Genomic DNA, 25,150 nt, shown 5'->3' on the forward strand with positions numbered 1-25,150 from the left:
GAGAAGACAATCATCACAAGAACCGCACCATCCTAGGATTCGCTGGATATTGCCCGAATAACGCCAGTCCGGCGTCTTAACGCTGGTGTGTCTATCGCTTGGAGCGGCGAATCAGCATGCCAGGCTGGTAGATGATGATGGAGCGACCGTCGCGCGCGATCCATCCACGATTGGCGAAATCCATCAACGCCTTGTTCACGGTTTCGCGGCTGGAGCCCACCAGCTGCGCCAGTTCCTCCTGCGTCAGATCGTGGGGCACCTTCAGTCCCTCTTCGATTGGTTCGCCGAAGCGAGTGGCCAGATTCAGTAAGGTTTTGGCCAAGCGCGCCGGCACATCCATAAACACCAGTTCGGAGATACGTTCGTTATTGCCACGCAAGCGAGCCGCCATAACCTGCAGCATATCGATGGCCACGCGCGGATGCTGATCCAGCCAAGCGAACAGCGCATCATGTTCCAGCCAGACTACGCTGGTGCCGTTCATCATGGCCACGGCCGATGCAGTGCGCGGGCCACCGTGCGGATCGAATACGGGAATTTCGCCAAGCACTTCGCCCGGCGCATGGATGGACAGCAGCTGCACACGATCGTCCTGCGAGGTGCGGATCAGCTTGACGCGCCCCTGTTCGAGTAGATACAGGCGATGATCCGTATCGCCTTCATTGAAGATGCGGTCGCCTTTGAGGTAGGCGGAACGCCGCATGTGTGGAATCAGCTCCTCGGCTTCTTCGGGGGAAACCTGCTTGAATAATGCCGTGTGCAGCAGGATATTTTCCTCGTCATGAATCGCGTTCGGCTTGTCCACGCCCATGCACCATCCTTGTCGTGTTGTTGGGCTGCCATCGCCCTATTCGTCCATATTGTAGCGCGCCCCGCACGATATGCTCGACCTCTGCCACTCATTTTCCACGCGTTGGTCGCGGGGCAGATTACGCGCAGTTACGCGACGTTAGACAAATATGCAAGCAAATGTTCAATAACAGCTTGACGGCTTAGCCCGGTCTGGCGCTTCATCGGATCAACGCGTTTAATCGCTGATTTCACCGCTTTATCGTTCATTTTTTCGCGACTGGTGTTCAATACGCGCCCCATTTTCTCACCATCGATGTCATAGGCCATCGTCACATGATGCAATACCGCGCCAGGCCCACCACCGACGCTGGGGAACCGCCGTTGTGCAGCGCCGCCGATTTTGCCATATTGCGAGGCAATATCGTTCAGCCCTGCGAAGCGCACATCCAGCCCAAGCTCACGCAAAGCACCAACCAGCCACCAGTCACACAGCCGGTAGGATTCCTCAATACTGATGCCCTCTACAAATGCCATAGGAGCATATAGAGAATAGGTAATAGTGTTGCCGGGTTCGATGAACATCGCACCGCCACCTGTGCAGCGGCGCACTATATCAATGCCCTCGCTTGCAGCCACATCTGTATGCACTTCATTTTCGACGGATTGGAATCGTCCGATCACGACTGCTGGCCCTGCCCATTCCCAAATGCGCAGTGTGGGTTTTCGTGTGCCACATGCCACTTCACGCGCCCACGTTTCGTCGAGCTCCATTTGTTCCGCCGGCATGCGCGGCACATCATGCAGTACCGTCAGTTGCCGGTTCAGCCAATCCCATCGCTCGGCGAAGCCCTTTTCTTGCTCGTTGACAATGCTCGTATTGCCAATGGGATTGGCGGGCGCCTGCACAGATGCGTGTGGCGCCACTGCACAGGCTCTGCTGAAGGCGGTTTCCAGTGCATACGCATCTGTTCCGATCAGATGCGCGTCCTTGTGCACTGCCAGTACGGGCGCGACCCGCTCCCCCGCCACCAATGCTCGTTCGATATCACGCAGCAACGCATCGGCTGCAGCATCGGTTGCAGCATCAATAAAGAAGTCCCCGTCTACGTGCACGTCTTTTATTTGCCCAGCGTGCCCAACTACCACGTTTACCGCGACCAGTTTGCCGCCCGGCGTCTTGTATTTCCCGCGCATGGTTTCCACGTCTTTTCTCCCCTTCTTGTGCATTACCCGTCTGCGACTGCCGGTACTCGTTTACGCATAATCATTCAAACATGGCACATTATGACGATGGCCCTGCCCTCCTAGGAGTCCAGAGGGGCAGGGCCATTCAAGCAGCTGGCAAACTCACGTTGCCATATTGCTTATCGCATAGGTCAGATGCGCGCGAGAATATCAGCACCAACCTGGTCGGTGGAGCGCACGGTGGAGCCGAGCTCTTCGATATCGGCCTCAACCGCAGCGTGGATCTTGGCGGCGGCATCGTCGAAACCGAGGTGCTCAAGCAGCATGGCGGCGGAGAGAATCGCGGCAGTCGGGTTGGCCTTGTTCTGTCCGGCGATGTCGGGTGCGGAGCCGTGGATCGGCTCGAACATGGACGGGAACTCGTCGGTGGCGTTGATGCAGCCGGAGGCGGAGTAGCCCACGCCACCCACCACGGCACCGGCCTCATCGGTCAGAATGTCACCGAAGAGGTTGTCGGTCAGAATCACGTCGAAGCGGGAGGGATCGGAAACCAGGAAGATGGTGGCTGCGTCGATGTGCTGGTAGTCGTGGGTGACCTCGGGGTATTCCTCACCGACCTTGTCAACGATGCGCTGCCACATGTCGCCGGCGTTGACGAGCACGTTCTTCTTGTGCACCAGGGTGACGTGCTTCTTGCGCTTCATGGCCAGCTTGAAGGCGTAGCGCACCACACGCTCCACACCGTAGGCGGTGTTGATGGACACCTCGGTGGCCACTTCCTGCGGGGTGTTGCGACGCACGGCACCGCCGGCACCGCAGTAGAGGCCTTCGGTGCCTTCGCGCACCACGACGAAATCAATGTCGCCGGGGTTGGCGAGCGGCGAGGTGACGCCCTTATACAGCTTGGAGGGGCGCAGGTTCACGAACTGGTCGAGATCGAAGCGCAGCTTCAGCAGCAGGCCGCGCTCCAGAATGCCGGCCTTGATGCGCGGGTCGCCCACAGCACCGAGCAGAATCGCGTCGTTGGCCTTGATGCGCTCTTCTTCGTCTTCCGGCAGGATGGCACCATCGCGCAGATAGCGTTCTGCACCGAGGTCGAAGTTCTCGTAGGTGAAGTCGGCTACGCCTTCGGCGGCCTTCTCCAGTGCCTTCTGAGCCCAGGGGGTGACTTCCTTGCCGATACCGTCACCGGGGATGACGGCAATCTTGTACGTCTTCGTTTGCGTGTTATTCGTCATGCCATTGAACCGTACACGTGAGGCGCGCTGGCGTCCGCTACCGGCTCAGCTTGTGGACACCACACCCATCACGTCCAAGCACCAGGCGTTCTCGTAGGAGACTTCCTCCCACTGCTTGTATCGCCCGGAAATGCCACCATGGCCGGCTTCGACCTCGATTTTGGCCACCGCATCGAAGCCGCGCGATTGCAACGCAGCCAACCATTTGAGTGGTTCGACATACAGCACACGCGTGTCATTCATCGAAGTGGTGATGAAGATGCGGGGGAAGTGCGGCACATCCTCGCCGGCCGGCACGTTCTCGTACGGTGAATAGGTTTTCATATACCGGTAGACCTCGGGATCATGCAACGGGTCGCCCCATTCGTCCCATTCGGTGACGGTTAGCGGCAGGTTCGGGTCCAGAATCGAAGTGAGTGCGTCCACGAACGGCACATCAGCTTCAATACCGGCATAGCATTCGGGTGCCATATTGGCAATCGCGCCCATCAGCAGGCCGCCGGCCGAACCACCGTTGGCCACAGTGCGGCGCGGATCGGCCAGATGCGCGGCTTGAAGCGCATGCGTGGCATCCACGAAATCTTCGAAGGTGTGCTTTTTGTTCAGTCTGCGCCCTTGTTCGTACCATGCGCGGCCCATTTCGCCGCCGCCGCGCACATGCGGCACGGCGTAGAGCACGCCACGGTCGAGCATGGAGATGCGTGACACCGAGAATCCAGGATCCGAGGAGATTTCGTAGGCACCATATCCGGTGATGAACATGGCCGAATCGTTGACGGGAATATCACGTCGCCACACCAACGACACAGGGATGCGTTCACCGTCGCGTGCGGGAATCCAGACGCGGCGCTCCATATAGTCGCGCGGGTCGAATCCGCCCAGCACCTTCGCACGCTTGAGCAGCACGTCCTGACCGGTGGCCGGATCGATTTCGTGCAGTTCACCGGGGCGTGTGTAGCTGGCGAAGGAGTAGCGCATGCGTGGCGCATTATACGAAGGATTGCCACCGGTGCCGATGGTGTAGAGACGGCGGATTTCTCCGGGCAGGCGATCATCGTTGGAACCGTCGAAAATGGCGGCAAGATCGTCCTTTGCCTCAGCCGGCGCTTCAATATCCCAATCATTGTCGAGCGATGGTGGCTCCAGCGGGCGGAAGTTCCATGGCCTGCCGGCCAGGAAGTCGGCGGCTGCCTCGGCCTTGGTCATATAGGCTACATGCGGCAGTCCGTCGGAACGGTAGCTGAGCGATACGAAGTGACGATGCAGTGCAATGCCTTCAATGCCCAGACCGTGGGCACCCTGCAGAATCGCCGGGTTGGCCGGGTTGAAGTAGGCTTCGGTGATCGGCCGGTCGGCCTGACCTCGCTCGCATCCGTATGGTGAGCCGGCGGCCACGCACACGCCTTCGCCGAGCTTGTAGGGCGGCTCATGCATGCGCATGTCGATTACGTCGATTTCGAAGTTCGGGTTGGCGGCATTGTGGTAGACCACGGCGAGCGGAATGTCTTCGCCGTTCGGCCCCGCGCCTTCGAAGCAGGCGAAGCTCACGTCATATTCCACGTCCTTATCGCGCGGAATGAACGACTGGAATTCGCCTTCGGGCGTGGCAACGGGCAGCAGCAGCACTTCGGTGGTGGTTTTCGAGCCGGTGCCGATCACAATATTGCGTTCGTCGAAGCTGATGCCCACGCCCACCCAGAAACGTTCGTCAGTTTCCCGGTAGGCGCACACATCCGATGATTGCGGGCTTCCGACCTGGTGGCGCCAGATTGCACATGGTCGCCAAGCGTCGTCCAATTCTACCCAGAACACCCACTGGCCGTCCGGGGTAAAGCATGCGCCACCAATGCCATCAAAATGTTCAGTCAGTTCAACATGCGTTGCCGGATTGCTCGGATCGTCGGCGTCGAGGTCGCGGATGCGGAAGTCATAGCGTTCGTCGCCCGTGGTATCCACACCATAGAGCAGCCAGCGGCCATCGCGGCTCAGATCCATGCCACCCAGTCGGAAGAAATCATGGCCTTCGGCCTCGGCGTTGGTATCGAATACGATTTGTTCACCGGGCATGGAGCCAGGCGCGCCCTGCGGATCAATCTGGGGCGGATCCCAATCATCATCACCGCGCACAGGCATGCGGCATTGCACGCCATACTGCTTGCCTTCCTGGGTGCGCGTGAAATACCAGTAGTCGTTCACGCGTGTGGGCACCGACATATCGGTCTGTTCCACATGCGATTTCAGTTCCTCAAACAGCGTGCTGCGCAAAGAGGCAAGATGGCTCATGCGCGCTTCGCAGTACTGGTTTTGCCCGGCCACATAATCGCGCACGTCGGCGGATTCCTTGTCGCGCATCCATTCGTAGTCGTCCGTAAATACGTCGCCGTGGAATGTACGATGCGTGGCCTGACGTTTGGCCTCGGGAGGCCGCAGCCGCTCCCCCGTCATTCCGGTAGCACCGCTCACTTCCGTCGTCTGCTGCATCAGGTTGGTTGCGGTTTGGTGGGCGGCCACGCCGTTGCTGGTCTCTCTCGCGTCAGTCATACCTCGCTATTGTAGTCGGCACGACCCACATGCCTTGCCTCAGCAATCGTTTTCAAGCCTTACATATGCGCTTTCAGATACGGCAGCATGGTTTTGAGGATATTGGAGCCGGTGGTGCCGGTGAACACGGGCACATCGGTAACGGGCATCGGCTGCGTGGAAGTCAGTCCGGCCACAGAAGCCAAGCCCGGCGTCTCCTTCGGTGATAATTGACGTATCGCGATGGCCAGCACACGCCCGGGGTACCGGCGTGCGATGGTGGCGTAGGTGGTCGGATCCTTCTGCCCATCATCGCCGACCAGAATGAACTTCATATCCGGAAAATCGGCCATCAGCTGTTCGGCGAATTCCAGTTTGTGCTGCGGCCCGGAAGGCACGAAGGTTTTGGGCCTGGGGTCAAGATCGCGCAGCAGCAGCGGGCCTTCGGGGAAGCCGTGGTCGGTGATGAAGTGTCGGATCGAGCTTTCCACATTCCATGGCGAAGTCGATAAATAGAAGAACGGCGCATCAGGGAACAGGTCGGCGATGCGTGCGAACAGTACGCTCATGCCCGGCACGGATGCTTTCTTCTTCGGGTCAAGAAACAGCAGGTTCCATGCCGCTTTCCAGATCACCGGTGCCTGCGTGATCATAATCGTGTCGTCCACGTCAGAGATGATGCCCACTTTGGCTGAGGCCGGTATCGTATATAGGTTCGCGCCGACGGGCTTGCGCCGGTTCACACTGTAGGTAACGCGGTGGATGCCAGGGGACAGACGATGTTCGGCCACCAGATCCAAATATCCGGAGGAATCGGATATCGCATATTCGCCGCCCAAGTCACGCGAGCGATCCACCTTGTCGTAGACTTCGGATACACCAACCTGCACGGTGTTCAGCGGCACTCCATCGATGGAGGCCTGCACGTGGGTGCGAGACGCGGGAATGGCGAGCATGCCGCGGATGCCACGGCTTAGCGCCCCAGACTGCGAATGTTCGGGGGCATACACGGTGCGGCAGATCAGGCGTGAATAGTCGCCGGTGCCGTAGCCGACGTAGGGTTCCACGCGCGGATACCAGCCAAGCCGGCGCACCACCATGCAGGAGGCTTTCGACCAGATGCCGAAACCATTGGTGATGGTGCGCCGCATGAAACGAATCAGCGGGGGCTTGACTTCCAAACGCTCGCGCTTGGACGCGGCGTCGAAGGTGGTGACGGCCGTACGCGCGGGGATTGGCACCGTAGCCATGTCATCGGCTGCGGTGGGCTCGGGCGCAACAATATCCTGCGCCGTCAGGCGCTTGTTGGCCGCTTCAAAATCCTCGCGTGGGCTTCTCATGTTCACCAATATAGGCCATGTATAGGCCATGGGAGCTGAACGAACGAATCAGTGCGCAATCCGAGCGTATTCTTCGGCGTCCAGCAGTTCGGGCTCGTCGTCGTCGAGTTCGATTTTTACGATCCAGCCTTCGCCGTAGGGATCGCCGTTGACGACGGAGGGATCGTCGGCCACATCACGGTTGACGTATTTGATGGTGCCGGCCACGGGGGCGATCAACGGCTGGACGGCTTTGGAGGATTCCAGTTCGACGATTTCGTCGCCGGCTTCCACGCGCGTGCCTACCTCGGGCATGTCCACAAACACCAGTTCGCCGAGCTGTTCGGCGGCATAGGCGGTGATGCCGATGATTGCCGGATCGACGGAGCGATCCACCCACGCATGCTCCTCGGAGTATTCGAGGTGCTCAGGCACGTCAAGGTTCACGGGCTGTTCGTTGTCTAATGCTTCACTCATAACCACTACCCTAGCATCTACAGCTCGCGCCCCAGCCACTCCTCAATCATGTAGCGGGCTATGGTGGCCTTGCCTGGAGCCACCATGCGCCCCGCAATCAGTTCGGCCGTGTATTCATCGCGCGTCACCCAGCGTGCGATAACGGTTTCCTCACCATCCACGCGGATATCGGTGGTTTTCGCCTGTGCCTTGAACGCCATCATCAATGACGCGGGGAACGGCCACGGCTGGGAGCCGAGGTAGCGCACCTCGCCCAGTTCGATGCCGGTTTCTTCCATGGTTTCGCGGCGGCAGGCGTGTTCTAGGCTTTCACCCGCTTCGACGAATCCGGCGGATACGGAATACAGTTTCGGATCCTTCCATGCCGCATTGTGCTGAAGCATCAAACGATCCTTCCCATCCACCACGGCAGTGATGACGGCCGGCTCCACGCGCGGGAACAGAATGCGGTTGCCATCGGCTTCGTTGGTGCAACGCTGTGCCCAGCCGGCGAGCGCCGAGGTCACGGGAGCTCCGCAGGTGGGGCAATACCGTTGCCGGGAATGCCAGATGCTCAAGGTAATCGCGCTGGTGGCTTGGCCGGCTTCGCGCGCGTTGGCGTGTGGCGCGAAACCACGCAGGTCAACCCAGTCGAATCGTCCGATGGCCTGTTGCAGCAGTGTGGGTTTGGGGCTTTGGCGGGTGCCGATGGCACCGCTGACCGAATCATCGAAGGCGTCGTCCGCACCCTGATGCGCCGAATCGGGCACAGCGAACGCACCGTTGGCACCCAGCGCGCCGTCCACGGTTCCGGCATCCGTTGTGCCGAGAGGGCCTGTGGCTTGTGCTGCAGAGGATTGGCCTGTTTCGGGCACGCGCGTGATGTCCACGGCGATGACGCTTTGGCCGCGCACACCGCCATAAGAGCCAAGAAACATGGCGATCGCTTCGGGGTACCGCTTAAGCTCCGCGGCAACATAAGCGCCGGGAATTGTGGCCAGCCGCATGGTGACGCTGTCACGATCCACGAGTTTGCCTTGTCCACGCGGCACCGCCACCAGTCCGCCGCGCGTGAGCATCACGGTGGTGGCGGGGTCGGCCAGCAGTGTGTCGATAAGATTCGGCTCGCTGCGGCGATCCACCTGATAGTCGATGTCGCCCTGCGCCAACGGCAGGAAGGGCAACGCACGGGTGAGTGCCAGTGGTGAGAAATGAATATCAGTTGCCATGGTTGCCATGGATATGGTCTCCTTGTGATCCTGCATAGACCTTGCACATTCCAGGATGTTCGCCTGCTGAGCGGTTCATCTGACCGGCTATTCGCCTAACGGGGCTTTCACTGGCGCACGCGCTGCACCAGTTCGAGCAGCGCATGGGCCACGGTGTCGGGGTGTTCCACTGCGCTGAAGTGCCCGCAATCGGGGATGGCGAGGAAGTGTGCACCGTTGATGCGCTCCGACAGCGGTTGCATCACGCTCGGGTTGGAGGTGGGGTCAAGTTCGCCGCTGATCACCGTGCATGGTGCGCTGATGGTGGTCGGCACGTCTCCCAATTCGGGCCTGCCGTAGGTCATGCGCTGCCTCCAGGCCAATCCGGCGGGATCCTGCTCGTTGATCCATGCGCTCATGCGTTCGATGAAGGTCGGCGAGCGCTTGACGGTGGAGTCGCCTTCGGCCGGCTGGGCGAAATGCATCACGGGTTGCACGCTATTGGTGGCTTCCGCAGCGTCGGCCATGGCCAGACGGCCTTCACCACCGGTGCCGTCGGAGGCGGCCATGGTGTCGCACAGGGCGATGCCGGCCACCGTCTCGCTGTGGCGACGCTGGATGTCCATCGCCACATAGCCGCCCATCGACAGGCCCACCCAGATGGCCTGCTGATATCCGGCAGCGGTGATCAGATCCACGTAGGCGTCGGCCAGTCGATCCAGCGCCTGAGGGTAGGAGCCGTTGGGTTCCTGCGGGCCACTGTCTGCACTGCTCGGGGTCGGCGAGGCTCCTGAGCCGGGCATATCGGGTGCCCAGATGGTCAGCGGTGCCATGCCGTTCTGCTTGGCTTCGTCGGCGAGCGCCTTCGCGCAGTCGTCCCACATGCGGTGATCCACCGGGTAGGCGTTGATGAGCACCACCGGCGCTCCTTCGCCTTCGCTGTACACATGATTGGCCAGTGTGATGGTCATAATGTTCCCTTCCTTCAATTATTCCTGCATCGTCTATTCCTGCATCGTCTTATGCGCCTGCTCGCAGCAATCCGCCGTTTAGACGCCGGCCCAAGCCAGCGCCTGGCGCACGATACGGTCGTGCCCGTTGGTCATTTGGCTGATGAACGTCTCCATAAGTTCGCTTTTCGGATCCACCCATTCCACATCCAGCGTCTCATCCTGCGGCTTGCAGTCGCCGGCGATGGGCACCACAAAGCACAATGCGATGGCATGCTGGCGAGGGTCGTAGTATTCGCTCAGCGACGGCGTGGGGAAGAATTCTGCCACGGTGAACGGTTGGAGCGAGGCCGGCAGCAGCGGCAGCGCGATGTCACCCAGATCCTTAGCGATGTTGCGGGCGATCGCCTCACGCAGGGTTTCGTGGAATAGCACACGTCCGGTGACCAGCGTGCGTTCGATCGAACCGTTTTCGGATACGCGAAGCAACGAGCCAACCTGGCTGACGCGGCCAAGATCATCGGTGCGCACCGGCACGATTTCCACATAAGGGATCGGCACTTGGCGGCGTATGCGGCCGATGTCCTCACGCCCCAGCCAGCCGGGCGGGTTACTATGCCCGGAGCCGCCGCCGTGGATGAAGTCCTCGGGCGTAATGTTGTCGAATTCGCCGCGCGCGCGGCCGGCGTCGTAATCGCCCTCGTCGGGCACTTCGTCATTCATGACTGGCATAGCATCCATTATCGCGCGCAAAACTGTTTCTGCCGTCATCTGTCAGTGAAATGTTGGGTGCTGCTGGAAAGCTGGTAGGCAACAATCCAAGGAATCCCAAGGGATGCCACAGGAATATGAAGGAGAACCATCATGGCTGCCACCGCCATTACTTCCGCTGATTTTGAGAAGACCATCACCGATAACGAGATTGTGTTCGTGGACTTCTGGGCCACCTGGTGCGGCCCCTGCCGCGCGTTCGGCCCGATTTTCGAAGCCGCTTCCGACAAGCCGGAGAACAAGGACATCGCCTTCGTCAAGGTGGATATCGACGCCAACCAGGATCTGGCCTCCGCCGCCGGCATCCAGGCCGTGCCCACGCTGATGATCGCCAAGCAGGGTCAGGTGATTTTCCAGCAGGCCGGTGCGCTGCAGGCCGCCGATCTCGATGATCTTATCGCCCAAGCCAAGGCTCTGGATCTGTCCGCCGCCAAGGCAGCCGAAGAGAAGTAAGGCCATTAAAGGCCAATAGAGGCTGTCTATGGGCGGCTACTGCACAATAGCCGCCCATAGACAGCCTCGCCTCCGGCGATATCAGGCAATTTGGAATCGGGCTTGCCCCTGTCCTATCATGGTGGATAGTGTGTAACCTCAATCAAGGAGCGTAATGACGAAACATGGCAGTCACCAATCTCCGACGCTGAAATCGTTAAGCGCACGTCAGTGGGCGAAAATCGCCGCCGTTGTCGCCGCTGCGGGATTGGTTGTCTCCGCCGGAATCGTGTCGCAGCGTTTCTATCAGTCCGATGGCACGGCATCTTCCACTTCCACCGTCTCTGCATTCTCCGCTACCGATTCGGCCGCATCCCGCTCCGCTTCGCGCGGCGCGCTGGGCAGCGCGGATAAGAACACCACCTACGTCACGGTTACCATCAATGGTGATTCGCGTGTGGTGTTGGGCGAAAAAGACGATATGACCACGGTGAAGGACGTGCTTGAGACCGGCAATATCACGTTGGAGCCGGACGATACGGTTACGCCGTCCCTGAAATCCAAGGTCGACGAGTCGACGGTAATCACCATCGAACGCGCCGGCGCACAGCTGGAAACCACCGACACCCCCATCGCCTTCAACGAGGTCCGCAAGGAAACCGCTGATCTGCCGCAAGGCCAGGAAAAGGTCGAAACCGAAGGCGAGAACGGCGTGATGGAAACCACATCACTGGTCACCCGCGCCGGTGACAAGGTGGTGTCGTCCAACGTGTTCGCCTCTTGGGTGAAAAAAGCCCCGGTGGACAAAGTGATTCTGGTGGGCACTGGCACCACCTCGTCTTCCACCTCATCAAGCGGATCGGATGCCAATCTGGGCACCACCACCCCTGCTGGTGAGATTCAGTCCTGGGCCCATGACTATCTGCTGTCCAACGGCTACACGGAGTCCGATTTCACCGCTGCCAGCTTCATCATTCAGCATGAATCCGGTTGGAGCCCCACCGCCACCAATCCCAGCTCCGGCGCCTACGGTTTGGCACAGGCACTGCCCGGCTCCAAGATGGCTGTCGCCGGTGCCGATTGGCAGACCAACTATCAGACCCAGTTCAAGTGGTTTGTGATGTATTGCAACCAGCGTTATGGCAGCATCACCGGTGCCTATAACTACTGGCTGGCCAATAAAAGCTACTAATCAGTACTGCATTACAGTTCATACGTAATAAAATATCCCTCCCTGAAATTTCAGGGAGGGATATTCATTATTGGGAAATTACAATACCCGTTGAGCACCAATCAGGCTTCAGCGGCGGCAGCCCTGCGGCCACGCTTCTTCATGGTGCCTTCGGTTGCGCCCTCAACGTTGAAGATCACGACCTTTTCCTTCTCGTGCAGTTCACCTTCGGCGCTCCAATACGCCACTTCACCTTCCGGCGAGGCAGACAGCGGGAACAGCTTGGCCGCAGCTTCCATCACCATCGGATCCTTAACGCTCACGGAAGCCACCTGCTTGGATTCGGGCTTGCTGAACTTCACAGCGTTCGTGGAACGGTTGTCCACCGCCTGCAGCGCCAGCTGACGGGTCTGCTCGTTAATCAGCACCTTCACGCGCTGGGGAAAGCCCAGAGCGGCGGCGGTCGACTTATTAAAACGGATACCGGACTCGGTGATGGTCATCGTCAATTTGCCGATCGGCGTCTTGACACTTACCTCTTCAAACCCCTGCAACAATGCCATGATAATTCCTTTCGAATTCATGAGGCTATTTCATTCTTTTTCATCATAACCCATATCACGCAATATTGTGCATGAAATGATGCAAATTCAACGATAATGCAATTACTATTGCTGCTTTTTCTTTGTGTGATATACCCATCGCATACATCTATTCACACTGCAATGCGCATTCACTAAATTTACTTAAATCACTTAATTCAGTCAATTCATCTCGCACCATGAATTGGGCTTCATCTCATTACCGATATGATCCTCATATCATCATTATCAAGATAACCGTTTGGCTGCATGCCAACTCCACACCGCGCATACCATGCCAGTGCTAAATTCATGAGAAGGGGTTACCCCCTCATGTGCGTGCATGCGCAGCATAGGCCCGACAACTCAAGGAACAGGCATGACATTCAATCACTACATCTGGCTGAGAATGATTGTGGAAACGTTGGGTGCCCTATCCTGCGCTTTGATGCTGATTCTGCACAACAATGTAATCGGCCTAATCATCACCGCCATCGTGGCCTTGCTGTGGATTTGCGGCGAGGCTTGGGTACTGGTCACGTTCGGGCGGGAGAATCCACGTCGCGACGAACTGTCAGACAAGCATCAGTGCGATGCCATGATGTTCGCACTGGGCACACTGGTTGCCGTCATGTGTGCCATCGGGTTTGCGCTCACCCTGTTGCCCGTCATCACGCATATCAGGTATTCCTTATCTCCCATGCTGCTGCCCACACTTGCCATCGGCGCATTGGCCCTGTCCGACGCACGGTACCTGACGTTGGAGCATGCCGCCGCCAAGGGAGCGGACGATGAAGACTAATCTGAAGCTGCGCCGCCTTGAGCGAGGCATGAAACAATCCGACCTAGCCGATTTGGTCAATGTACGCCGCGAAACCATCGGCAGACTTGAGCAGGGGCAGTACTGCCCATCCTTGAGGCTGGCCATGGATATCGCCCGTGTATTCAACACCACTGTCGAAGACCTGTTCAGCTTCGACGACGAATACGAGGCCGAAGCCCGCAACCAGTGAGCGGCCCATCGGCGTGTCGCGCACGTTACATTCTTCGTAAACTCGAGCCCCACGCATAGTACCAGCCCCACAATCGTTGCAATATCAGGGATTCGGTACATCTCACACCCCCATACCCCCTTTGTGGTGATGTGACAGACTTATCACATGACGTGAGTTCGTTGTCACACCGCTGATTCCAAGCCCTCGGCAAACCCCCGTCACCACCGTTGCATAGTCAGGTAGGGGGGTATAGTAGGGAGCCGTGATCGCCAATGGCTCGTATGCGGCTGCCTGTGGGGTTTAGGCAAGCAGCACACGAGGCAACCGTTGAGTGTGATGTTTACGAATGACGCCAATAGAAGAAGGAAAAACATTATGAAGAAGCAGATTGTTGCTATTCTGGCCGCCATCGCCGCCGTGTTCGGCTTTGGCCTGGCCGCCAACACCGCCGTGGCCGATGAATACCCGGCCCCGACTATCACCGTTTCCGGCAACGTGGCCACCGGCACCTACCCGGCCAACTCGTTTAAGCCGAACGAAACGTTCACTATCACCGTGGATGACACTTACGTCTCCAACGTCGAGCAGATCGCTCTGAAGCAGTATGGCCCGTTCAAGGCTGCCGCCGACGGTTCCGCCAACCTGAAGTTCACCCTGACCGAGGCTGGCCTCAAGGCCGCTCAGGAGAACAAGCTGTCCGTCACCGCCCAGGGCGAGGAAGGCACTTCCATCACCGCCCCGGTCAGCGCTCCTGCCACCGGCTCCGGCTCCAACTCCGGTTCTTCCTCCACTCCGACCACTGCTGAAACCGGTGCTTCCATCGCTCCGTACGGCGTGGCCGTTGTGCTGCTGGCCGCCGCTGGTGTTGCCCTGTTCGCTGTGCGCAAGACCACGTCTCGCCGCTGAGATAGACGCATAACAAGCGTTATTATCATGGTTACGAAACCGGGAATCATTGATTCCCGGTTTTTCCATGTTTGCACCTAGCGAAACAATTGAGCAAGCAATACAGGGAAGGAATTGTTATGCACATCTTGTTCGTATGCACCGGCAACCAATGCCGTTCCGTTATGGCGCAATATGTTGCGCAGTCGGCAATCGAACAACGCCATATCGGTGAGGAGCTTGGCGCGGTCGGTCTCCAGGCGTCCAGCGCCGGCACGCTGCATTATCCGCCGGCCCCGGCCGACCCGATGACGCTCACCATGCTGAAGAAGGATGGCATTGACGCGTCCGCACACCGTTCCACCCCTATTCGCCCTGAACTGAGCAGTGCCGCCGATTTGATTCTGTGCTTTGAACACGAGCAGATCGCTGAATTGCTGGCGCAGAATCCGACTGCGGCCAGAAAAACATTTTTGTTCAATGATTTCGTCAATATCTGCAAGCAATTGGTTCGAGACGGCGGTATCCCTGGCAATAATCCTAGCGAAAAACTGCACGAGGCCATGGAAAGCGCTGGCATGCTGCGCCCGTTCCTACCGCAAGCCAGCGAAACCGAAGATCCTCATCGCAAGGATCGCGCGGTATTCGAGCGTGTATACGCTGAAATCAAACGCGGCATTACCACCATACTCAACGCCGTTGCATGATAATCGGTTGCGCGGTTGCGGCGACGCAATAGCCGCAACCGCGTAGCTATAGAAACGAATCATCCACGCAACTTCAGCCGCAAGGAACCTATTCCTGCGCAGCAGGCGTCTGACGCAGCTGCATGGGCGTATCAGCCGCATCGGAAGAGCTCAGGAATCGCACAACGAAGTGCATGCTCTCCCCCGGCTTGAGCTTGATGGTTTTCGCGCCCAAGGTCAGACCATCGTGCAGGGTGACCATATCAAAGTCGCTGCCATCATCGAATTGCCATTCCAGCAAACGGCCACCGGCGGGCGCGTACACATACATCATTTCGCCGATATCCCCGCGCTCCGTGCCGTCCACATTCATGCCCAGCACATAGTCCGGCACGCTGTCAACCTGGCTGGGATCGAGCGTATTGGTCAGCGTCACATCCATCACATACTGACGTCGCCCATCACTCAGCTGCTTTTCGAAGGCGAACACCACATCGCGCTTGAGATACCAACCCATTTTCGAGCCAGCCGAATCGTTGAAGAACAATCCCGCCACCGGATTGCTGGAGTCCTGGGCCAATGTGCCGCCGACCGTGGTGCTCTCCAGCACCTGTTCCTCATCTTCGTGTGCGCTCCACACATAAAAATGCCCGTTGCGTGCCGATTCGATGAATGCCTTCGCTAATGCCACCGGATCATGCCCGTCACCGTGCATGATGGTGGCGAATGCTTCACTGGCTGCCAGCGAGAAGAACGCATCTTGCCGTTCCACCGGCAGATCCCGATACACCTGGCTGAGCAAGATTTGCGCCGTGTTCGTGCCATCCAATGTCACCGTGTATTGGCCATCGGAGACGGTGACGGCACCGGTTACCGCAAGCATGTTCTGCAAAAGCACCGGATCCACCGAAATAACGCCGTCTATGGTGCCGCCAAACTGGCGCTCCCACATGGCTTTGGTGAATTCGCCGGTGCGTGAAAAATCAGGGGTGAAAGTCACGTCCTGAATCCATCGGCCCATACGACCACTGAACAACACCTTTTCCTCGGCAGTCAACGGCAGAATAGACGAATCCAATACGTCAAATTCAGAGTCGGAAACGAAGTCATCAAGCGAAATCTTGCCATTGGACACATGCAACAGGCCCACAGAGCCCGGGATGCCGCCTGTGGCGCGCAGCTCCGCATTGTTCTGTGCAATCACCACATAGGTGCGTTGTCCGCCTCCTGCACTGTCCATATCCAGCATGCTGGGCATGATCTTAGCCAGACGCGCCAAGGCATCCAATGCTCCCGACACGGCATCGAACTGGTCTTTGGCCTGATCCAGCATGGTGTTGATTTGGTTGTAATGAGTCTCGCCAATGCGCTGCATATCGGCATCCGCACGCGTCACCACCGTGGCCGCTTGGCTCAGGTCATCCGCAGCATCAGCCAGTCCGGGCACACTAATGGTGCCGTCAGCAATGCTGATATCCTGAATCGATACCTTGCCTAGAGCTTGGCTCACGTGAGGCAACGCACCAACGGATACGTCGTGGAGCGCATCAACAACCTGGCGCACAGTGCCCACATCCTGCCCCACATACGGCAGCTGTTCCACCGCCCACCATATCGGCTGGCTGGTTTGTGCCCAAACAGCATCGATATGATCTGCCAGTTCATCCACCTGCTGGCGAAGGGCTGCACTATCCCCCGTTGCAGCGGCGTCACTGATGGTGGAAGCCTGCTGCACAACAGCCTGCGCTTCGTTCTTGGCAATCACCGACGATACGCACAACCAAATCACGCTTATGGGCAGCGCGACGATAATCGCCCATCCAAGTACCTGAAGCGCAGCAGACAGCCAACGCAGCACCATCGGCGTATGATGCCGATGACGATGCTTACGACCAGCTGTACGCGATGCCTGAATCATACCGTACCTTTCGCCAAACAATACCCCCTTAGTCTAACCCCCTGAGCTAAGTGTATACTGCTGTTCACGCAATCGTCGAACCGCTTCAAGGAGATGCATCGTGACGACGCCATCAATTCCTCCCCTGCCGCCAAGCAATCCCGCAGATGATGACACCGGGATCGATCATGGCGCTGAAGTCGATCACGATGATATGGATAACGAGGCAGTTCCTTCTGCTGAACTCAATTTGGACGCTGAACAAATCAGCAATACCGCGCCGATAATCGAAGAGGGACTTCAGCCGCAACGTCGTCGACGGATGACTCCCGAACAAATCAAGCAAGCCAAGCGCCGGCACCGGCGCACTGTATTACTGCGTCGCAGCGGCTATATTATTGTTGCTTTACTGTATCTGGCTGCCATCGGCACAGGCGTATGGTGGGTGTTTGCGATTCGTTGACAACGTTGGCAATATCGTAGTCGAACAATACCAACTGTTTATAGAAAAGCCTGCTGCACTATTGATGCAGCAGGCTTTCATGGTATAGCGTCACTCCGCGTGACCGGCCTTATGTGAGGCCTGATCTTCTTTGCTCTTGCTCTTATCCTTGTTTTCGGTCTCGCCGTATCCGTAGCTGTAGTAGTAATAGTCGCCACGGCGCTTCTTAACGTCCGCGCGGTTGAATACGTAGCCCAGCACTGGCACGTCAAGCAGGTCAAGCTGTCGCGTGACTTCGCTCAGGCCGCGCTTGAATGTGGTGCCCTTGCCGACCACCAGCATCACGCCGCCGGAAATCTTGCCGAACACCGCAGCATCGTTGGCCACGCTCATAGGCGACGTATCGACGATCACGTAATCATATTGTTCCAGTGCCTGATCGACCAAGGCCTTCATCAGGTCGGAGTTCAGCAGTACGGAGGCGTTCTGCAGGCGCGGGCCGGCCGGCAGCACGTGGAAATTCGTCTTCCAATAGCGCTGCACAGCATCGCGCACGTTCACCTGCTTGCTGAGCACGTGGGCCAGGCCCACGTTGCCTTGAATGCCCATGCGTTCGGCCACTGAGGGGTGACGCAGATCAGCGTCGATAAGTAGCACTTTGGCACCGTTTTCCGCCAGAGCCGCCGCGATATTGACGGCAACCGTGGTTTTGCCTTCAGTGGGGCCGGCGGAAGAGATCACAAACAGCCGGCTGTTGTTGGCGGTGGTGGATGTAGTGAAGCTCAGGTTGGTGCGGATGCGTCGGAATTCTTCGGCGATAACGCTGTCCGGCGAGGTGATGACGATGGGTTTGGTGTTGTTGAGCTTGTCGTCCAGCGGCACCAGGCCCATGATGTTGGTGTCGCCGGTGATGGACTGCAGATCGGCCACGTCCTGAATACGACGGGACATGATGTCGCGCAGCAATGCGGCTACAACGGCGAGCACAAGACCTGCCACAATGCCCACAGCCAGATTCAGGCTAACTCTAGGCGAGCTGGCAGAGATCGGTACGTCTGCCTTCTGCACCACGGACAGGTTAACCGGTGATTTGTCGGTGTCATACAACGTGCCGGAAACCACGTGAGAAAGCGAGTCCGCCACTGCATTGGCCACATCGGCGGCCTGCTGCGGGTCACCGCTCACTGCGGACAGCTCGATCACATAGGTGTCATCAGGATTGGTGATGGTGATCATGTTGGAGATGTCGGTCATGGTCAGGTTATCGGCATCGTCCAAAGAGTTCAGAGCAGGCGCAAGCACCGTTTCGGTTTTGGCCAGCGTTGGGTAGCTCTTGATCTGGGATGCGATATAGGTGCCGCCCTGTTGCAGCTGCGAGATATTGCCGCTGTCGTCCGAGGTGGTGGCGTAGGCGGCGAACAGCTGAGCCGTGGCCGTGTATTGCTTAGGTGTCAGGAAAGTGTATGCGGCGACGGCTACAACCACGATTACGAATGTGGTGATGACCACGGCAAGGTGCTTGCCGACAATGCGCAGCAGGTCTGCGATGGTCATGCCGGCATCATCCGCTGCATTCATGGCGGCAGCGTTAGTAGCGTTTAGGGTTGCGGTAGTGCCTTCGTTCGGATCAGCCTGTGTGGCGTTAGGAACCTGCGGTGCCAAAATTACTCCGTTCTCAATTCGTATGGCCGCGCATACCCCCGTTACAATATCCAAAGCCATGCGGGAAACGCTTCTGGCATCTAGGAACAGCACAGGCCAAACCTACCAAGATTTTACTCGTAGGGGGTACACCCGTCGTACACCCCATTCAATCCGCAAACAATCCCCATATAAAATCTCATTATTCCAAGTGAGACGCAGCCCACTCACTTCGTCATTCCGAGCGAGGCGTTGCCCACTCACCTCGTCATTCCGAGCGAGGCGGAGCCTCCCCTCCTCGTCATTCCGAGCGAGCGTAGCGAGTCGAGGAATCCCATGCACGGCCTTCAATTGCCTGGATATGGTTGGACCCCCGGGGGCTTGTTGCCTCGTCCGGGGGTCCATTGGTGTGGGTGCGGCGGCGTGCTACTCTCCCACGCCCTGTCGGGCGCAGTACCATCGCCGTGCCAGGCCTTAGCTTCCGGGTTCGGAATGGGACCGGGCGTCTCTCCTGGGCCATGGCCGCCGCAAATCTTCAATTCTGCCAGCCGCATGTCCTGCCTGCTGGCTTCGGGTGGTGGTTCGGGAACCGGATAGGGGACGCGATGTCGATGTGTTGTGAAGTGGTTATGTGTTCATTGCCGCAGTGGAGTTTCGTGTTCGCCGCGTGCGTAACCCAAAGTGTTGGTTTGGGTTGTGCGTGTCGTTGTTTCCCCGTTAGTACCGGTCGGCTCCGCCCCTCGCGGGGCTTCCACGTCCGGCCTATCGACCACGTGTTCTACATGGGGGGTTCAGAGGTTCCGGAGAACCTCATGGAATGCTTATCTTGGAGCAGGCTTCCCGCTTAGATGCTTTCAGCGGTTATCCCTTCCGAACGCAGCCAACCGGCCGTGCCGCTGGCGCGACAACCGGCATACCGGAGGTTCGTCCACCCAGGTCCTCTCGTACTATGGGCAGGCCTCCTCAGCATTCCAACGAGCGCAGAGGATAGAGACCAAACTGTCTCACGACGTTCTGAACCCAGCTCGCGTGCCGCTTTAATCGGCGAACAGCCGAACCCTTGGGACCTGCTCCAGCCCCAGGATGCGACGAGCCGACATCGAGGTGCCAAACCATCCCGTCGATATGGACTCTTGGGAATGATCAGCCTGTTATCCCCGGGGTACCTTTTATCCGTTGAGCGATGCCGCGCCCGTGCGCCGGCACCGGATCACTAGTCCCGACTTTCGTCCCTGCTCGAGCCGTCGCTCTCGCAGTCAAGCTCCCTTGTGCACTTGCACTCGACACCCGATTGCCAACCGGGCTGAGGGAACCTTTGGGCGCCTCCGTTACTCTTTGGGAGGCAACCGCCCCAGTTAAACTACCCGCCAGGCACTGTCCCTGGCCAGGATGACTGGCCGAGGTGAGACATCCAATGCGAACAGAGCGGTATTTCACCTTGCGACTCCACACCGGCTGGCGCCGGCGCTTCGAAGTCTCCCGCCTATGCTACACAACCCGCACCGAATGCCAATACCAAGGTATAGTAAAGGTCCCGGGGTCTTTTCGTCCTTCTGCGCTTAACGAGCATCTTTACTCGTACTGCAATTTCGCCGAGCTCCTGGTCGAGACAGTGGGGAAGTCGTTACGCCATTCGTGCAGGTCGGAACTTACCCGACAAGGAATTTCGCTACCTTAGGATGGTTATAGTTACCACCGCCGTTTACCGGGGCTTGAATTCACCGCTTCCACCGAAGTGTGACGGATCCTCTTAACCTTCCGGCACCGGGCAGGCGTCAGAGCGTATACAGCGGCTTGCGCCTTCGCACGCTCCTGTGTTTTTGGTAAACAGTCGCTACCCCCTGGTCTGTGCCACCCCCCAACGCTCCAGGAGCAAGTCCTTTCACGCGAGGGGGTCTCCCTTAAACCGAAGGAACGGGAGTGATTTGCCGAGTTCCTTGACCAGGATTCGCTCGATCGCTTTGGTATTCTCTACCTGACCACCAGTGTCGGTTTGGGGTACGGGCGGCATGAAGCCTGACGCCGAAGCTTTTCTCGGCAGCATGGGATCACCGGATTCGGGCCCAACGGCCCCCATCATCGCGCCTCGCCCTGAATGTCCCCCGGATTTGCCTGGGGGACGGGCCGCACGCTTGACCACGGAAAACCACCTCCGCGGCCGGCTACCCTCCTGCGTCACTCCTGCGCTGACCTACTACCCAGGGGGATCCCAACAACGCAAGCCCACGGAACCCCGAAGGGAACCGGAAGCATGCGCCGGAGGTTAGCGCCCCGGATTCGGTTTTGTCGGCTTCAGGCCGGTACGGGAATATCGACCCGTTCATCCATTCGACTACGCCTGTCGGCCTCGCCTTAGGACCCGACTCACCCGGGGACGACGAACGTGGCCCCGGAACCCTTGGTCATCCAGCGGGCGGGATTCGCACCCGCCTTTCGCTACTCATGTCTGCATTCTCACTCCCGTGCAATCCACGGCTCGCTCACGCGGCCGCTTCGCCCCGCACGGGACGCTCTCCTACCCAACATCAAAACAAATTTGACGCTGCCGCGTCTTCGGTGGCGTGCTTGAGCCCCGCTACATTGTCGGCGCGGAACCACTAGACCAGTGAGCTGTTACGCACTCTTTCAAGGGTGGCTGCTTCTGAGCCAACCTCCTGGCTGTCTATGCGACTCCACATCCTTTCCCACTTAGCACGCGCTTGGGGACCTTAGACGACGATCTGGGCTGTTTCCCTTTCCACAACGAAGCTTATCCCCCGCTGAGTCACTGCCGTGATACGCCTGACGGGTATTCGGAGTTCGGTTGCCATTGGTACCCGGTACGGGCCCGCGGGCATCCGGTAGCTCTACCCCCCGCAGGTAATCACACGACGCTGCACCCAAATGCATTTCGGAGAGAACCAGCTATCACGGAATTTGATTGGCCTTTCACCCCTAGCCCCAGGTCATCCCCCCGGTTTTCAACCCAGGTGGGTACGGCCCTCCACGCGGTCTTACCCGCGCTTCAGCCTGCCCAGGGCTAGATCATCCCGCTTCGGGTCCAGGACACGCGACTGAGACGCCCTATTCGGACTCGCCTTCGCTACGCGTACGCCACACGGCTTACGCTCGCCACGCATCACTGACTCGCAGACTCATTTTTCGATAGGCACGCCGTCACCCCACGAAGAGGCTCCGACGGATTGTAGGCGCGCGGTTTCAGGAACTGTTTCACTCCCCTCCCGGGGTGCTTTTCACCTTTCCCTCACGGTACTAGTACGCTATCGGTCGGACAGGAATACTTAGGCTTACCCGACGGTCCGGGCTGATTCACACGGGGTTCCACGAGACCCGCGCTACTTGGGAAAACCAACCGGCAGACCATGCGCATACGGCTACGGGGCCCTCACCCTCTGCGGCCCGGTACTCAACCCGGTTCGCCTCGCACACGGTTTTATCCAACTGCCGGCCGGGACGTCGGCCCCGGCAAGCGGCCTCCCACAACACCGCTGACGCAACCCCCGACGGGTATCACGCGCCAACGGTTTGGCCTGATCCGCTTTCGCTCGCCACTACTCACGGAGTATCCTTTCCTGCAGGTACTGAGATGTTTCACTTCCCTGCGTACCCCCCGGCCCTTTAGGCCGGTGACCACCCATGACGGTGGCCGGGTTGCCCCATTCGGAAACCCACGGATCAAAGCCCAGTCGGCGGCTCCCCGTGGCCTATCGCGGCCCCTCGCGTCCTTCATCGGTCCTGTCCGCCAAGGCATCCACCACACGCCCTTGCAAACGACCCGCACCCCACGGGGTGTGGACCGCACGCAACGACCAGCAAAATTCCACTTGACGACAAATCATCACACATAATGATCACAAAACGATCGAAACGAACAATATATGAGTTCGAATCGAAATCAACAGCAAAAACCAAACAAAAAAGAATGGTTTCTGCTCGCGTCCACTATCCAGTTCTCAAACCACCACCACACCCCAAACCCGAACCAACCACCAACCAAGGCGGAAAGCCGGGGCCCGGGGGCGCAACGGAACGCCGAAACAGGGGAAAACCCCCGCCCGTGGCGATCCGGGAACCCAAAAGCATGCCCATACCACTCCCGCGCGCGGACCCGAAGGAACACGCGACAGCCGATGATCTCTTCCACGCCAGCATTCCCCATCCAGGCGCCGGACGCGCCAAACAGGAAGGGGACACACACCGGACGGGCGAACACCCGTCCTGAAATTCTCCGTAGAAAGGAGGTGATCCAGCCGCACCTTCCGGTACGGCTACCTTGTTACGACTTAGTCCCAATCACGAGCCTCACCTTAGACGGCTCCATCCCACAAGGGGTTAGGCCACCGGCTTCGGGTGCTGCCCACTTTCATGACTTGACGGGCGGTGTGTACAAGGCCCGGGAACGCATTCACCGCGACGTTGCTGATTCGCGATTACTAGCGACTCCGCCTTCACGGAGCCGGGTTGCAGGCTCCGATCCGAACTGAGACCGGTTTTCAGGGATCCGCTCCACGTCGCCGTGTCGCATCCCGTTGTACCGGCCATTGTAGCATGCGTGAAGCCCTGGACGTAAGGGGCATGATGATCTGACGTCATCCCCACCTTCCTCCGAGTTAACCCCGGCGGTCCCACGTGAGTTCCCACCATGATGTGCTGGCAACACGCGGCGAGGGTTGCGCTCGTTGCGGGACTTAACCCAACATCTCACGACACGAGCTGACGACGACCATGCACCACCTGTGAACCCGCCCCGAAGGGAGACCGTATCTCTACGGCTGTCGGGAACATGTCAAGCCCAGGTAAGGTTCTTCGCGTTGCATCGAATTAATCCGCATGCTCCGCCGCTTGTGCGGGCCCCCGTCAATTTCTTTGAGTTTTAGCCTTGCGGCCGTACTCCCCAGGCGGGACGCTTAACGCGTTAGCTCCGACACGGAACCCGTGGAAAGGGCCCCACATCCAGCGTCCACCGTTTACGGCGTGGACTACCAGGGTATCTAATCCTGTTCGCTCCCCACGCTTTCGCTCCTCAGCGTCAGTAACGGCCCAGTGACCTGCCTTCGCCATTGGTGTTCCTCCCGATATCTACACATTCCACCGTTACACCGGGAATTCCAGTCACCCCTACCGCACTCCAGCCCGCCCGTACCCGGCGCAGACCCACCGTTAAGCGATGGGCTTTCACACCAGACGCGACGAACCGCCTACGAGCTCTTTACGCCCAATAATTCCGGATAACGCTTGCACCCTACGTATTACCGCGGCTGCTGGCACGTAGTTAGCCGGTGCTTATTCAACGGGTACACTCACTTGAAGCTTGCTCCCCGATAAAAGCGGTTTACAACCCGAAGGCCTCCATCCCGCACGCGGCGTCGCTGCGTCAGGCTTTCGCCCATTGCGCAATATTCCCCACTGCTGCCTCCCGTAGGAGTCTGGGCCGTATCTCAGTCCCAATGTGGCCGGTCGCCCTCTCAGGCCGGCTACCCGTCGAAGCCATGGTGGGCCGTTACCCCGCCATCAAGCTGATAGGACGCGACCCCATCCCGTGCCGCCAAAACTTTCCCAACCTGCCATGCAGCAGGCTGGATCATCCGGCATTACCACCCGTTTCCAGGAGCTATTCCGGAGCACGGGGCAGGTCGGTCACGCATTACTCACCCGTTCGCCACTCTCACCCCGGTGCAAGCACCAGGGATCCCGTTCGACTTGCATGTGTTAAGCACGCCGCCAGCGTTCATCCTGAGCCAGAATCGAACCCTCCACAAAAAAACCTTTCATGAAAGACATCCGAAAGATGACTCACAAACAATTTCCGAAAAAAGAAATCAACAAGAAGATCCTATAAGGAAGGACCCTCCCACAAAAACCCCAACCCCCATCAACGCCCCTCGGCGACTCCCACCAACAGGCAGGAGCGGGGATCGGACTGGCAATCATTGACTATAAAGAAGTAGTACAAACACACTCTTGAGTTCTCAAACCACCAC

General features: G+C 58.6%; 19 protein-coding genes and 3 rRNA genes. 7 read left to right on the forward strand and 15 right to left on the reverse strand.

Translation table 11 applies throughout. The features are described 5' to 3' along the window. Nucleotides 1-91: 91 nt before the first annotated feature. The 9 genes from G1C95_RS04865 to G1C95_RS04905 all read right to left on the reverse strand — a co-directional run bounded on the left by G1C95_RS04865 (nucleotide 92) and on the right by G1C95_RS04905 (nucleotide 10,400). Complete coding sequence (locus G1C95_RS04865; RefSeq protein ID WP_169171816.1) at nucleotides 92-811, reverse strand: Crp/Fnr family transcriptional regulator; 720 nt, start codon at nucleotides 809-811, stop codon at nucleotides 92-94. Between the two features lie 128 nt (nucleotides 812-939). Beyond that, nucleotides 940-1,995: a lipoate--protein ligase family protein gene (locus G1C95_RS04870; RefSeq protein WP_417852254.1), complete on the reverse strand. Its 1,056-nt coding sequence runs from the start codon at nucleotides 1,993-1,995 to the stop codon at nucleotides 940-942. 173 nt (nucleotides 1,996-2,168) lie between these two features. Next, nucleotides 2,169-3,215 (reverse strand): 3-isopropylmalate dehydrogenase, encoded by a 1,047-nt coding sequence (locus G1C95_RS04875; RefSeq protein WP_169171818.1) that lies wholly within the window; start codon nucleotides 3,213-3,215, stop codon nucleotides 2,169-2,171. 45 nt (nucleotides 3,216-3,260) lie between these two features. Continuing rightward, nucleotides 3,261-5,660: a S9 family peptidase gene (locus G1C95_RS04880; RefSeq protein WP_169171866.1), complete on the reverse strand. Its 2,400-nt coding sequence runs from the start codon at nucleotides 5,658-5,660 to the stop codon at nucleotides 3,261-3,263. A gap of 155 nt (nucleotides 5,661-5,815) precedes the next feature. Further along, nucleotides 5,816-6,985, reverse strand: coding sequence for an App1 family protein (locus G1C95_RS04885; protein ID WP_417852259.1), 1,170 nt, complete (start codon nucleotides 6,983-6,985; stop codon nucleotides 5,816-5,818). A 138-nt stretch (nucleotides 6,986-7,123) separates the two neighbouring features. After that, a complete protein-coding gene (gene gcvH, locus G1C95_RS04890) occupies nucleotides 7,124-7,531 on the reverse strand; it encodes a glycine cleavage system protein GcvH (RefSeq protein ID WP_169171820.1) in 408 nt (135 codons plus the stop codon). Between the two features lie 17 nt (nucleotides 7,532-7,548). Continuing rightward, nucleotides 7,549-8,739, reverse strand: coding sequence for an NAD(+) diphosphatase (nudC, locus tag G1C95_RS04895; protein WP_169171867.1), 1,191 nt, complete (start codon nucleotides 8,737-8,739; stop codon nucleotides 7,549-7,551). A 107-nt stretch (nucleotides 8,740-8,846) separates the two neighbouring features. Beyond that, entirely contained in the window at nucleotides 8,847-9,689 is an 843-nt protein-coding gene (locus G1C95_RS04900; protein WP_169171821.1) for an alpha/beta fold hydrolase, read from the reverse strand. 78 nt (nucleotides 9,690-9,767) lie between these two features. After that, a complete protein-coding gene (locus G1C95_RS04905; RefSeq protein ID WP_169171822.1) occupies nucleotides 9,768-10,400 on the reverse strand; it encodes an NUDIX hydrolase family protein in 633 nt (210 codons plus the stop codon). Nucleotides 10,401-10,532: 132 nt separating this feature from the next. Between G1C95_RS04905 and trxA the strand changes: the two genes are divergently transcribed. Both trxA and G1C95_RS04915 read left to right on the forward strand, forming a co-directional pair. Next, the gene (trxA, locus tag G1C95_RS04910) at nucleotides 10,533-10,892 is read left to right on the forward strand and encodes a thioredoxin (RefSeq protein ID WP_169171823.1); all 360 of its coding nucleotides are present in this window, start codon (nucleotides 10,533-10,535) and stop codon (nucleotides 10,890-10,892) included. 154 nt (nucleotides 10,893-11,046) lie between these two features. Then, nucleotides 11,047-12,063 (forward strand): aggregation-promoting factor C-terminal-like domain-containing protein, encoded by a 1,017-nt coding sequence (locus G1C95_RS04915; RefSeq protein WP_169171824.1) that lies wholly within the window; start codon nucleotides 11,047-11,049, stop codon nucleotides 12,061-12,063. 101 nt (nucleotides 12,064-12,164) lie between these two features. Here G1C95_RS04915 and G1C95_RS04920 read toward each other — a convergent pair whose 3' ends face one another. Further along, the gene (locus tag G1C95_RS04920; RefSeq protein WP_240947423.1) at nucleotides 12,165-12,605 is read right to left on the reverse strand and encodes a hypothetical protein; all 441 of its coding nucleotides are present in this window, start codon (nucleotides 12,603-12,605) and stop codon (nucleotides 12,165-12,167) included. A gap of 397 nt (nucleotides 12,606-13,002) precedes the next feature. Here G1C95_RS04920 and G1C95_RS04925 point away from each other — a divergent pair, with 397 nt between their 5' ends. From G1C95_RS04925 to G1C95_RS04940, 4 genes are all read left to right on the forward strand, one after another. Further along, nucleotides 13,003-13,425: a hypothetical protein gene (locus G1C95_RS04925; protein WP_169171825.1), complete on the forward strand. Its 423-nt coding sequence runs from the start codon at nucleotides 13,003-13,005 to the stop codon at nucleotides 13,423-13,425. Further along, a complete protein-coding gene (locus G1C95_RS04930) occupies nucleotides 13,415-13,636 on the forward strand; it encodes a helix-turn-helix transcriptional regulator (protein WP_169171826.1) in 222 nt (73 codons plus the stop codon). Before G1C95_RS04925 ends, G1C95_RS04930 begins: the two co-directional genes overlap by 11 nt. 357 nt (nucleotides 13,637-13,993) lie before the next feature. Continuing rightward, nucleotides 13,994-14,524: a hypothetical protein gene (locus G1C95_RS04935; RefSeq protein ID WP_169171827.1), complete on the forward strand. Its 531-nt coding sequence runs from the start codon at nucleotides 13,994-13,996 to the stop codon at nucleotides 14,522-14,524. A 119-nt stretch (nucleotides 14,525-14,643) separates the two neighbouring features. After that, a complete protein-coding gene (locus G1C95_RS04940; RefSeq protein WP_169171828.1) occupies nucleotides 14,644-15,210 on the forward strand; it encodes an arsenate reductase/protein-tyrosine-phosphatase family protein in 567 nt (188 codons plus the stop codon). A gap of 88 nt (nucleotides 15,211-15,298) precedes the next feature. Here the strand turns inward: G1C95_RS04940 and G1C95_RS04945 are convergent, their stop codons facing one another. After that, a complete protein-coding gene (locus tag G1C95_RS04945) occupies nucleotides 15,299-17,107 on the reverse strand; it encodes a DUF4012 domain-containing protein (RefSeq protein WP_169171829.1) in 1,809 nt (602 codons plus the stop codon). Nucleotides 17,108-17,207: 100 nt separating this feature from the next. Between G1C95_RS04945 and G1C95_RS04950 the strand changes: the two genes are divergently transcribed. Then, nucleotides 17,208-17,549 (forward strand): hypothetical protein, encoded by a 342-nt coding sequence (locus G1C95_RS04950; RefSeq protein ID WP_169171830.1) that lies wholly within the window; start codon nucleotides 17,208-17,210, stop codon nucleotides 17,547-17,549. 90 nt (nucleotides 17,550-17,639) lie between these two features. Here G1C95_RS04950 and G1C95_RS04955 read toward each other — a convergent pair whose 3' ends face one another. The 4 genes from G1C95_RS04955 to G1C95_RS04970 form a co-directional block, all read right to left on the reverse strand. After that, the gene (locus G1C95_RS04955) at nucleotides 17,640-19,190 is read right to left on the reverse strand and encodes a tyrosine-protein kinase domain-containing protein (protein WP_240947424.1); all 1,551 of its coding nucleotides are present in this window, start codon (nucleotides 19,188-19,190) and stop codon (nucleotides 17,640-17,642) included. A gap of 392 nt (nucleotides 19,191-19,582) precedes the next feature. After that, nucleotides 19,583-19,699: ribosomal RNA gene (gene rrf / locus G1C95_RS04960) — 5S ribosomal RNA — on the reverse strand. Nucleotides 19,700-19,866: 167 nt separating this feature from the next. Continuing rightward, nucleotides 19,867-22,947 (reverse strand): 23S ribosomal RNA (locus G1C95_RS04965). Nucleotides 22,948-23,403: 456 nt separating this feature from the next. After that, a 16S ribosomal RNA gene (locus tag G1C95_RS04970) occupies nucleotides 23,404-24,929 on the reverse strand. Together the 16S, 23S and 5S rRNA genes form the textbook arrangement of a ribosomal RNA operon. Nucleotides 24,930-25,150 lie beyond the last annotated feature (221 nt).

This window comes from Bifidobacterium oedipodis, assembly GCF_012932425.1.
Lineage (GTDB): Bacteria > Actinomycetota > Actinomycetes > Actinomycetales > Bifidobacteriaceae > Bifidobacterium > Bifidobacterium oedipodis.

What these genes read in the sequence shown, in the direction of transcription:
- G1C95_RS04940 (WP_169171828.1), top strand. Translation starts at nt 14,644, where the DNA reads ATGCACATCTTGTTCGTATGCACCGGCAACCAATGCCGTTCCGTTATG.
- G1C95_RS04905 (WP_169171822.1), bottom strand. Translation starts at nt 10,400, where the DNA reads ATGCCAGTCATGAATGACGAAGTGCCCGACGAGGGCGATTACGACGCC.
- G1C95_RS04925 (WP_169171825.1), top strand. Translation starts at nt 13,003, where the DNA reads ATGACATTCAATCACTACATCTGGCTGAGAATGATTGTGGAAACGTTG.
- G1C95_RS04945 (WP_169171829.1), bottom strand. Translation starts at nt 17,107, where the DNA reads ATGATTCAGGCATCGCGTACAGCTGGTCGTAAGCATCGTCATCGGCAT.
- G1C95_RS04900 (WP_169171821.1), bottom strand. Translation starts at nt 9,689, where the DNA reads ATGACCATCACACTGGCCAATCATGTGTACAGCGAAGGCGAAGGAGCG.
- G1C95_RS04865 (WP_169171816.1), bottom strand. Translation starts at nt 811, where the DNA reads ATGGGCGTGGACAAGCCGAACGCGATTCATGACGAGGAAAATATCCTG.
- G1C95_RS04930 (WP_169171826.1), top strand. Translation starts at nt 13,415, where the DNA reads ATGAAGACTAATCTGAAGCTGCGCCGCCTTGAGCGAGGCATGAAACAA.
- G1C95_RS04880 (WP_169171866.1), bottom strand. Translation starts at nt 5,660, where the DNA reads ATGACGGGGGAGCGGCTGCGGCCTCCCGAGGCCAAACGTCAGGCCACG.
- G1C95_RS04875 (WP_169171818.1), bottom strand. Translation starts at nt 3,215, where the DNA reads ATGACGAATAACACGCAAACGAAGACGTACAAGATTGCCGTCATCCCC.
- trxA (WP_169171823.1), top strand. Translation starts at nt 10,533, where the DNA reads ATGGCTGCCACCGCCATTACTTCCGCTGATTTTGAGAAGACCATCACC.
- nudC (WP_169171867.1), bottom strand. Translation starts at nt 8,739, where the DNA reads ATGGCAACTGATATTCATTTCTCACCACTGGCACTCACCCGTGCGTTG.
- gcvH (WP_169171820.1), bottom strand. Translation starts at nt 7,531, where the DNA reads ATGAGTGAAGCATTAGACAACGAACAGCCCGTGAACCTTGACGTGCCT.
- G1C95_RS04920 (WP_240947423.1), bottom strand. Translation starts at nt 12,605, where the DNA reads ATGGCATTGTTGCAGGGGTTTGAAGAGGTAAGTGTCAAGACGCCGATC.
- G1C95_RS04885 (WP_417852259.1), bottom strand. Translation starts at nt 6,985, where the DNA reads ATGGCTACGGTGCCAATCCCCGCGCGTACGGCCGTCACCACCTTCGAC.
- G1C95_RS04935 (WP_169171827.1), top strand. Translation starts at nt 13,994, where the DNA reads ATGAAGAAGCAGATTGTTGCTATTCTGGCCGCCATCGCCGCCGTGTTC.
- G1C95_RS04915 (WP_169171824.1), top strand. Translation starts at nt 11,047, where the DNA reads ATGACGAAACATGGCAGTCACCAATCTCCGACGCTGAAATCGTTAAGC.